The organism is Actinomadura atramentaria DSM 43919 (genome assembly GCF_000381885.1).
GTDB classification, from domain to species: Bacteria; Actinomycetota; Actinomycetes; order Streptosporangiales; family Streptosporangiaceae; genus Spirillospora; species Spirillospora atramentaria.
Genome location: NZ_KB907234.1, coordinates 1 through 7,602, shown reverse-complemented (window position 1 = coordinate 7,602; position 7,602 = coordinate 1). Strand labels below are relative to the sequence as shown.

The 7,602-nt window shown below is 73.6% G+C and carries 8 protein-coding genes and 1 pseudogene; 3 read left to right on the top strand and 6 right to left on the bottom strand.

Annotated elements, in window-relative coordinates; genetic code table 11:
* A pseudogene (locus G339_RS39635) lies at positions 1-261 on the top strand (hypothetical protein); the annotation flags it as partial.
* A 73-nt stretch (positions 262-334) separates the two neighbouring features.
* On the opposite strand, the gene G339_RS0131780 reads toward G339_RS39635, so the two are convergent.
* The 5 genes from G339_RS0131780 to G339_RS0131760 form a co-directional block, all read right to left on the bottom strand.
* Positions 335-655, bottom strand: a complete 321-nt coding sequence (locus tag G339_RS0131780; RefSeq protein ID WP_019635098.1) for a GroES family chaperonin — start codon at positions 653-655, stop codon at positions 335-337.
* Positions 656-705: 50 nt separating this feature from the next.
* A complete protein-coding gene (locus G339_RS0131775) occupies positions 706-1,458 on the bottom strand; it encodes a serine protease (RefSeq protein WP_019635097.1) in 753 nt (250 codons plus the stop codon).
* A gap of 9 nt (positions 1,459-1,467) precedes the next feature.
* Positions 1,468-2,397 carry a DMT family transporter gene (locus tag G339_RS0131770; RefSeq protein ID WP_019635096.1) on the bottom strand — a complete coding sequence of 310 codons (930 nt, stop codon included), beginning with the start codon at positions 2,395-2,397 and terminating at the stop codon, positions 1,468-1,470.
* A gap of 109 nt (positions 2,398-2,506) precedes the next feature.
* On the bottom strand, positions 2,507-3,274 hold the full coding sequence (locus tag G339_RS0131765) for an SDR family NAD(P)-dependent oxidoreductase (RefSeq protein WP_019635095.1): 768 nt from the start codon (positions 3,272-3,274) through the stop codon (positions 2,507-2,509).
* A 10-nt stretch (positions 3,275-3,284) separates the two neighbouring features.
* The gene (locus G339_RS0131760; RefSeq protein ID WP_019635094.1) at positions 3,285-4,745 is read right to left on the bottom strand and encodes a flavin-containing monooxygenase; all 1,461 of its coding nucleotides are present in this window, start codon (positions 4,743-4,745) and stop codon (positions 3,285-3,287) included.
* 137 nt (positions 4,746-4,882) lie between these two features.
* On the opposite strand from G339_RS0131760, the gene G339_RS0131755 reads away from it, so the two are divergent.
* Positions 4,883-6,652, top strand: coding sequence for a DUF4132 domain-containing protein (locus G339_RS0131755; RefSeq protein ID WP_026341958.1), 1,770 nt, complete (start codon positions 4,883-4,885; stop codon positions 6,650-6,652).
* A complete protein-coding gene (locus G339_RS0131750; protein ID WP_026341957.1) occupies positions 6,649-7,182 on the top strand; it encodes a DUF7737 domain-containing protein in 534 nt (177 codons plus the stop codon). The genes G339_RS0131755 and G339_RS0131750 overlap by 4 nt, the downstream gene beginning before the upstream one ends.
* A 165-nt stretch (positions 7,183-7,347) precedes the next feature.
* On the opposite strand, the gene G339_RS40140 is transcribed toward G339_RS0131750, so the two are convergent.
* On the bottom strand, positions 7,348-7,602 hold a 255-nt coding region (locus G339_RS40140; protein WP_205625677.1), incomplete at its 5' end, for a hypothetical protein.

The window sequence follows — 7,602 nt, the reverse complement described above, 5'->3', positions numbered from 1 at the left end:
CTGCACACCAAGGTCAAGGTCTCCTACGAAGGCCGCAGCGTCACCGGGTTCATCGGCGACCGAGGCCCCGGCGAACCCTCGCACCGCGGCGTGATGCTCGACCTGGACACCTACACGTTCCGTCACCTGCTTGACGGCGGCACGCCGAAGTCCAAGTACAACACCGGCTCCGACGCCGGACACATCAAGGGCGTCAAGTACGAAATCCTCAAGTGGGGCAAGGGCGCCGGCACCAAGGGCGAACCCAAGCCCCTCGGATAATCCCCCAGCGCAACCCGGAAGCCCCGGCGGTCATTCGACCGCCGGGGCTTCCGGCATGCTCAGAAGAACAACGTCAGAGGTACAGCCCGGTCCCGTGCTCCGGCCGCTCGTTGGCGACGGCGTGCAGGTCGCGTTCGCGCATGACGAGGTAGTCCTCGCCCTGGATCTCCACCTCGAACTGGTCCTCCGGGTGGTACAGCACCCGGTCCCCGACCTTCACCGTCCGGACGTGGTGGCCGACGCCGCAGACCTCGCCCCACTGCAGCCGGTTGGAGCGCTCGACCGTCGCGGGAATGACGATCCCGCCGGAACTGCGGCGCTCCCCGGAGTCCTTCTCGCTCCGGATCATGACGCGGTCGTGGAGCATCTGGACTTCGAACTTCGAGTCGGACACGCGGGACAGTTTAGCCGCGCCCCCAACCGCCCCGACCGCCGGAAAACGCGTCACCGCAGCGGCGCGACCCGCGCGTACACCCCCGGGAACCCCGGCCGCGCGCATCCGTACGCCCAGGACGTCAGCGCGACGAGCCGTCCGCCCGCCAGCAGCGGCCCGCCGCTGTCGAACTGGCAGGTGTCGGCGGCGGCTGATCCCGCGCACGCCATGTCGGCGGCGTCGTAGGACGCGCCGTACGCTCGGCGGCACGCGGCGTCGCCGGGCAGCGGCACGTCCGCCGCGCGCAGCCGCGTGTTGAAGAAGTCGGTCTCCGCCGTCCCGCCCCAGCCGACGACGCGCCCGCTCCGCGCACCGCCCGCGCCGCCCGTCGCGACGACCGGCCGCGTCGTGCGCCGCGCCAGCGTCAGCTCGGCCAGGTCGTGGTGCTCGACGGTCTCGCCCCGGAAGTCGCCCTCCCGGTACCGCGAGTCGACCCGCACCTTCTTCACCGCGATCTGCTCGCCGCCGCCCGCGCCCAGGTCGGAGCGCCCGAACGTGACGGTCAGCAGGCCGGGCGCGGCGCGGAACAGCGCGACGCAGTGCGCCGCCGTCAGCACGCGGTCCGGCGCGACGAGCGCGCCGCCGCAGAACTGCCCGGCGGGCCGGACGAAGAACAGCGGCGATCCGACCGCCCCGAGCCACGGATACTTCGCCGCGTCCGCGGGAGCACCGCCGACGACGGCCGACGCGGGGGCCGCGGCGAACAACGGCGCGGCCGCGCAGACGGCGACGGCCGTTCGGACGATCCGGGGGAGAAGGCCCATTCCCGCAATCTAGGGGACGTTCCGCCGCACCGCACCCGGTTCCGGCCCGCTCTCGTACCGGGGGAACACCACCAGCGCCAGCACCGCCAGCACCAGCCCCGCCGTGCGCAGCGCGAACGGCACGACTCGGTCCGGCCATTTCTCCTCGAACAGGATCATGCTGCTGAGCAGCAGGTACGTCCGCCCGATGACGGTCAGGACGCTCGCCACCACCGACAGCCGGCACCGCTGCAACGCCACCTGCAACTGCCCGAGCGCGATCCCCGCGAACACGAGCGTCAGATACGGGTACGGCGACCGCGCGACCGCCGCGAAACTCCCGGTGTCGTGGAAGAGGATCGCCATCCCCCGCACCCCGGCCTCCGCGAGGCCCGCGCACGCGCCCGCGCCGATCCCGTACGCGACCCCCGCGAGCCGCCGCGCGTGCCGTCCGCCCGCGCGCCGGTCCCCGACGATCCAGACGAGGATCGCCGCCAGCAGCGCCGGGGCCATCACGCCGAGCATCAGCCACGGGTCGCGCAGCACGTCCGTCGCCCGGAGCTGGACGCGCAGGACGCCGTCGCCGCGCGCCGACAGCCCGATGAGCACGGTCGCCGCGACGAACAGCCCGATGCTCGTCCACTCCCGCCCGCTCATCCGCTCCCCGAGGAACACCCCGGTGTAGACGAGCAGCAGCACGAGGCTCACCGCGAACACCGGCTGCGCCAGCGCCATCGGCATCGCGGTGAACGTGACGATCTCGTACCCGAGCCCGATGAACAGCACGAGGCCGCCGCCGAACCAGGTCGGGCTCGTCGCCATCAGGCGCGCGACCGCGAACGGGCGGCTGCCCCGCAGCGGCGGCATCCGCACCGCGGCCGAGCGGAACATCACGAACGACACGTAGTAGGCACTGGACGCGAGCAGGGCCAGGACGACGTGGCCCGGCGTGTCGCCCATCGGGGGTCCTCTCGGCGTGCGGGAAGCGACGGCGACGGCCCAGCCTGCCCGCCCGGGACGGCCGCGGCAAGGCACCCGGTTCACAACGCGGACGCCCCGATTTCACCTTTCAGTCGTAGCTGCGACCCGCGCCCGCCGACAGCCGGGCCGCGAGCTTCGGCGGCACCAGCCGCGAAAGCCCGACGATCGCCTTGTAGCGCAGGCTCGGCACGCTCACCAGCGCCCCGCGCCGGAGGTCCCGCAGCGCCTCGTCCACGACCAGATCCTGCTCCAGCCACATGAAGCCGGGGACGTTGTCGACGCCCATCCCGGCGCGCTGGTGGAACTCCGTCCGCACGAACCCCGGGCACAGCGCCATGACCCGCACGTTCGCGTGGCCGCGCATCGCGATGTCCTGCTGGACGCCCTGGCTGAAGCTCACCACCCACGCCTTGGACGCGCCGTACGTCCCGCGCGCGCCGAACGCCGACACCGACGACACGTTCAGGACCGCGCCGCGCCCGCGCTCCAGCATCCCCGGCAGCGCCGCCTGCGTGAGCCGCAGCACGGCCTCGCAGTGGACCTTGAGCATCGTGACCTCGTCCGACACCGGGACGTTCAGGAACGTCCCCTTGTGCCCGAAACCGGCGTTGTTGACCAGGAGGTCGACGCCCGCGCGGGCGCGCTCCTCGGCGGCGGCGATCCCGTCGTCCGTCGCCAGGTCCGCGACCAGCGTCTCGGCGCGCACGCCGTACCGGTCGGACAGCTCGGCGGCGGTCGCGTCCAGCCGCTTCCCGTCGCGGGCGAGCAGGACGAGGTCGAACCCGTCGGAGGCGAGTCGGCGGGCGAAGGCCGCGCCGATTCCGGCGGTGGCCCCGGTGATGAATGCGGTCGGCATGACCCCGACCCTAAGCCGCCCGGCGGACGGTGAAGTGCCGGGGGTCGGGCCGTCGAGTCGCCCACCGGTAGGCGAACGTGAACCCGGGCCAGTTGTTCACGATCCGCCCGTCCCCGGTCATGTACCAGCTCGCGCAGCCCGACGCCCAGACCGTGCCGCGCAGCCGCTCCTGCATGACGCGCGAGAAGTCCGCCTGGACGTCCGGCCGCACCTCGATCCACGCGAGGTCCTTCTCGCGAAGCGCGCGGACGCAGCCGAGCACGTACCGGAACTGCGATTCGAGCATGTAGATGATGCTGTTGTGCCCGAGATTGGTGTACGGACCGTACAGCAGGAACAGGTTCGGGAAACCGTTCACCGTGATCCCGAGATGAGCGTCCGCGCCGCCCCGCCATTCCTCGCTCAACTCGCGGCCGTCGCGTCCGACGATCCGCATCGGCGCGAGGAAGTCGCTCGCCGCGAAACCCGTCGCGTACACGATGACGTCGACAGGACGCTCCACGCCGTCCCGCGCCACGATTCCCGTGGGCGTGATCCGCTCGATCGGATCGGTGACGAGATCGACGTTCGGCCTGTTCAGCGCCGGATAGTAATCGTCGGAGATCAGAATCCGCTTGCAGCCCATCGGATAGTCCGGGACGAGCCGGCGCCGCAGTTCCGGATCGGGCACCTGCTCTGCCAGCCGCCGCTCGAACCGCCGCTCCATGAGCTTCATCAACCGCGACTCACCGAGGAATCCGACCGCCCGCGCCTCGTAGAACGCGTACGTCTTCGCCCGGCTCAGCGTGTGCAGCCCCCGGAAACCGGAAAGGGCGTCCTTCTCCCACAGCCTGTAACCGCGGTCCGCCTTCTCGATGACGTACGGCGCGGACCGCTGGTACACGTCCAGCCGCTCCACCCGGCCCGCGACGGCCGGGATCACCTGGATCGCGCTCGCTCCCGTCCCGACCACCGCGACGCGCTTCCCGCGCAGATCCACGCCGTGGTCCCAGCGCGCGGTGTGGAACGCCTCGCCCGCGAACGAATCCCGTCCGTCGATCTCCGGCAGGACGGGCCGGTTGAGCTGCCCGCACGCCGAGATCAGCACCCGCGCCGCGACTTCGCCCGCCGACGTCTCGACGCGCCACACCGCCGCGTCCGCGTCGAACCGCGCGCCCGAGACCTCCGTGCCGAACCGGATGCCGGGCAGCACGCCGTGCTCGCGCGCGCAGTCGTTGAGGTAGTCCAGAATCTCGCGCTGCCCCGGGAAGCGGCGGCTCCAGTCGGTTTTCGGCGCGAACGAGAACGAGTACAGGTGCGACGGGATGTCGCAGGCCGCGCCCGGATAGGTGTTGTCGCGCCACGTCCCGCCGAGCGCGTCGCCGCGCTCCAGGACGAGGACGTCGCGCACGCCCGCCCGCCGCAGCGTGATCGCCATGCCGATGCCGCCGAACCCGGCGCCGATGATCACCACGTCGTGCGGAGCGCCCATGTCGCCTGCTCCCGAAGATCGCCCGAATCCCGTTCGCCCCACCGTAGGTGACCACAAGGTCATCTGGCGACCTTTCGGCCTTTGTCGGACTCGTCTGCGACGATCCCCGCCATGTCCGCGACGACGGGAGGCCGCCCGTGACCGACGCCGCCGTACTGCTGCGCTCCCTCACCGAACCCCGCCCCGACGACGCCGCGCTGCTGCCCGGCCTCGACGCGTCCGGCCTCACCGACGTCGAACTCGGCTCCCTCGTCCCGGCCGCCTACCAGGGCAACCGCCGCGGCCACCCCGCCACGGTCATCGCGCACACCGTCCAGGACGAGATGCGCGCCCGCCAGCCCCGCTTCACCCCAGCCGCCGTCCGCGCCCTGTTCGACGCGCTCGTCGCCGAACTCCCGCACCGCGACTGGGCCGACCTCGCCCTCGGCGTCGGCGCGCTGTTCCGCTGCACCGGTGAGCCGCCCGACGTCGCCGCGCCCGCGCGCACGCTCGTCCGCGCCCTGCTCGACCGCGACCGGCTCGGCGAACCGTTCGCGCTGCTCGCCGCCGCCGCCCGCGCCGGGCAGACCGCCGCCGTCCGCGCCCGGCTCACCGTCACCGGCCCCATCGCGGTCGACGAGGCCGCCGTCCTCGACGCGCTCGCCCCCGACGACCTGCTCGCGCTCGCCGAGATCGAGGACGCGGGCGGCTACGCCCGGCCCGCGCCGCACCCCGACGCCTGGCCCCGCCTCGCCGCGCTCCCCGCCGTCGCGGCGTTCGCCCGCCGCGCGCTCGACGCGGCCGCCGCCCGCGTCGCCGCCCTGCACGCGGGCGACCTTCCCTACCGCGCCGACAAGCTGTTCACCGCCGACGAGGTCGCCGCGCTCGGCCGCGCCGCCCGCGCCGCCCTGCTGCGCGACGAACCGTGGCTGCGCGGCCTGCTCGACGGCCTGCTCACCGGCGTCGCCGTCGCCCCCACCAGCGCGAAGACCCTGCCGTCGCAGGCGCTCCTCTACGAGTTCGCGCGCGCCGGGCAGGAGTTCCCCACGCCCGAACTCGTCGCCGCGCTGCGCGCCGCCCGCGCCGCGACCCGGCACGCCGGCGTCCCCAAGCAGCTCGGCCGCAACCTCGTCCGCGTCGAGGCGGCGCTCGCGGCCCGCGCCGACGTCGCCCTCCGGATGCCCGACCACGGCTTCGCGCCGGACGGCACCCTGCGCCGCACCCTCGGGGACCACCAGGCCGTCATCACCGCCGCCGACACCGCGACGCTGACGTTCCACTCGGCGCGCGGCCCGCTGCGCGGCGTCCCGGCCGCCGTCCGCCGCGCCCACCCCGACGCCGTCCGCGAACTTCGCGACCTCACTGCCCGCGTCGGCGTCCAGCTCGCCACGCTCACCCGCGCCCTCGAAGGCGGATTCGCCGCCGTCCACCCGTACGCCGAATGGCGTTCCGGACTCATCGACCACCCCGTCGCCGGGGCCGTCGCGCGCCGCCTGATCTGGGACGTGGACGGCCACACGATCCTCCCCGTCCGCGACGCGCTCCCCGACGCCCCCGCCGACGCGCCCGTCCGCCTCTGGCACCCCGCCCGCGCGACCGCCGCGGACGTCGCCGCCTGGCGCGACGCCCTCGCGGACCTGGAGATCCGCCAACCGTTCCGGCAGGCGTACCGCGAGACGTACCGGCTCTCCCCGGCCGAGGACGGCGGCGCGGTCCGCTCCCACCGGTTCGCCGCCCACCTCGTCCACTACCGGGCGCTGTACGCGCTGTTCCGGTCGCGCGGCTGGACGTCCGGCCGCCTCGGGCCGTGGGACGGCGGCGACGCCGACGACGCGGCCCGCCTGCTCGGCGCGGGGGAGTGGCGCGCGACGCTCGCGCACACCCTCGCGGACCCGTCCGCCGACCTCGCCGCGCGACCGGCGCGGTGACCTTCGCCCGCCGCGTGGACGGCACCTGGCGGGACGCGCCGCTCGCCGACGTCCCCGCCGTCCTGTTCAGCGAGGCCATGCGCGACGTCGACCTCTTCACGGCCCGCACCTCCGTCGCCCCCGACCCCGACGCGGCCGCCGCCCCGTGGTGGACCCGCGCCGAGTTCGGCGCGCTGACCGCGACCGCCGAAACCCGCCACGCCGCCCTCGCCCGCGTCCTCCCGCGCACTCCGCTCGCGGACCGCTGCACCCTGCGCGCCCGCTTCCTCGACGTCGCCGGAGACCTGCGGACGTACCGCATCCACCTGGGATCGGGCAGCGTCCTGCGCTCTCCGGACGACACCCACCTGGACCTGACGGACGTCCGCCTGCCCGCCCCGCCCCCGGTCGCCCTCCCGTTCGCCGACGACCGCCTCACCGCCATCCTCGCCACGGCCGCCCTGCTCGCCGCCGACGCCGCCATCGACGACCCGGCCCTGCTCGCCCGCCTCGACACCCCCGCCGACACGCCCCGCGCGGCCCCGGCTTGACATCCGCCGCGCCGCCGCGTAAGTTACCCACTTGTCCCCGGAGGGATGCAGGACGTCGCATGTGCGGCGGCCGGCCCGTGGGGGAAACCTCCTCGATCTTTCACCGGCGTGGCTCTGTCGCGTCCGGCACGTTGTCGCGTGCCGGGGAATCGTGTGGTTTGACAATCACGCGGGATCTGGTGAAATAGCGGAGCCCTCGACGAAGAACCCGCGAAAGCGGTTCTGGAATCGGGGGGTGCCGGGGAAAGCGCGGAATTGACAGTCCGGGCGGAACCGGTAAAGTAAGAAATGTCGCCCCGGAGCGAGGATCGCGGAAGCGGTCGGAGCGCGGTGGGTGTCCGTTTCTTGAGAACTCAACAGCGTGTTAAAAGCCAGTGCCTTTATCGGCCGGGTGACATTCGTTCGCTCGGCCGCCCCGTA